1 protein-coding gene and 1 pseudogene are annotated in these 1750 nt (G+C 67.5%); both read right to left on the bottom strand.

What is annotated here, in order from left to right:
* The coding region (locus ACIQMU_RS31545; protein ID WP_352244112.1) for a 2-oxoacid:ferredoxin oxidoreductase subunit beta at positions 1 to 1020 on the bottom strand (1020 nt) is incomplete at its 3' end.
* Positions 1013 to 1750 (bottom strand): annotated as a pseudogene (locus ACIQMU_RS31540) (2-oxoglutarate ferredoxin oxidoreductase subunit alpha); the annotation flags it as partial. The pseudogene ACIQMU_RS31540 and the gene ACIQMU_RS31545, both read right to left, overlap by 8 nt.

The raw sequence follows: 1750 nt of genomic DNA, 5'->3' as shown, positions 1-1750 counted from the left end.
CTTGCCGTCGCGTTCGAGGGCGGTGTCCAGCTGGTCTGACATCAGCGTGTCGTAGACCGGTCGTTGGACGCTGCGCAGCACTCCGATGGGGGTGTGGTGGAGGGTGTCGGCGTCGGCGAGGCGGGAGAGTGCGAACGCTGTGGTGGGTGATTCCGCGTGGGCGTCGTGGACGAGGATCTGGGAGCGGTTGTCCTTCGTGACGGTTGCGACGTGGAGGTCGCCGGTGGCCGGGTCGCGGATGACGCCTTTGGGCTCCTGGGAGCCGAAGAGGATCGGTTGCCCGTGTTCGAGGCGGATGACGGCTTCGGCGGCTTGTTCCTTGTCCTTGAGGACTTCGAAGGCGCCGTCGTTGAAGATGTTGCAGTTCTGGTAGATCTCCACCAGTGCTGTGCCCGAGTGCTCGGCGGCCGCGCGCAGCACGCTCGTGAGGTGTTTGCGGTCGGAGTCGACGGTGCGGGCCACGAAGGTGGCTTCCGCGCCGATGGCGAGGGACACCGGGTTGAAGGGGGCGTCGAGCGAGCCCATGGGGGTGGATTTGGTGATCTTGCCGAGTTCGGAGGTGGGGCTGTACTGGCCCTTCGTCAGTCCGTAGATCCGGTTGTTGAACAGGAGGATCTTGAGGTTGACGTTGCGGCGCAGGGCGTGGATGAGGTGGTTGCCGCCGATGGAGAGTGCGTCGCCGTCGCCGGTGACGACCCAGACCGACAGGTCGCGGCGGGAGGTGGCGAGTCCGGTGGCGATGGAGGGGGCGCGGCCGTGGATGGAGTGCATTCCGTAGGTGTTCATGTAGTACGGGAAGCGGGAGGAGCAGCCGATGCCGGAGACGAAGGTGATGTTCTCCTTGGCGAGGCCGAGTTCGGGCATGAAGCCCTGGACGGCGGCGAGGACGGCGTAGTCGCCGCAGCCGGGGCACCAGCGCACTTCCTGGTCGGACTTGAAGTCCTTCATGGACTGCTTCGCCTCGGCCTTGGGCACCAGTTGCAGCAGGTCGTTGTGCCGCAGTTCGTCGGTGTCAGGCATCGATGGCCTCCTTGAGAGCCGTGGCGAGCTGCTCCGCCTTGAACGGCATTCCGTTGACCTGGTTGTAGCTGTGGGCGTCCACCAGGTACTTCGCCCTCAGCAGCATCGCGAGCTGGCCGAGGTTCATCTCCGGCACGACGACCTTGTCGTAGTGCTTCAACACCTTTCCGAGGTTCTTGGGGAAGGGGTTGAGGTGGCGCAGGTGGGCCTGGGCGATCGGGGTGCCGGCGGCCCGCAGCCGGCGCACCGCGGCGGTGATCGGCCCGTACGTCGATCCCCAGCCCAGCACCAGGGTCGCTGCCCCGGCGGGGTCGTCGACGGTGAGGTCGGGGACCTGGATGTTGTCGATCTTGGCCTGGCGGGTGCGGACCATGTGGTCGTGGTTGGCCGGGTCGTAGGAGATGTTGCCGGTGCCGTCCTGCTTCTCGATCCCGCCGATGCGGTGCTCCAGGCCGGGCGTGCCGGGAATGGCCCAGGGGCGGGCCAGGGTCTGCGGGTCGCGTTTGTAGGGCCAGAAGACCTCGGTGCCGTCGGCCAGGGTGTGGTTGGGGCCGGTGGCGAAGGGCGTCCTGAGATCGGGCAGGGTTTCGGTGTCCGGGATGCGCCAGGGCTCGGAGCCGTTGGCGAGGTAGCCGTCGGAGAGCAGGAAGACCGGGGTGCGGTACGTCAGGGCGATGCGGGCGGCGTCGATCGCCGCGTCGAAGCAGTCGGCCGGGGTCCGCGGGGCGCG

Source organism: Streptomyces sp. NPDC091649, assembly GCF_044756785.1.
GTDB lineage: Bacteria > Actinomycetota > Actinomycetes > Streptomycetales > Streptomycetaceae > Streptomyces.
The sequence above is the reverse complement of the archived record's forward strand: the minus strand, read 5'-3'. Positions and strand labels throughout refer to the sequence as shown.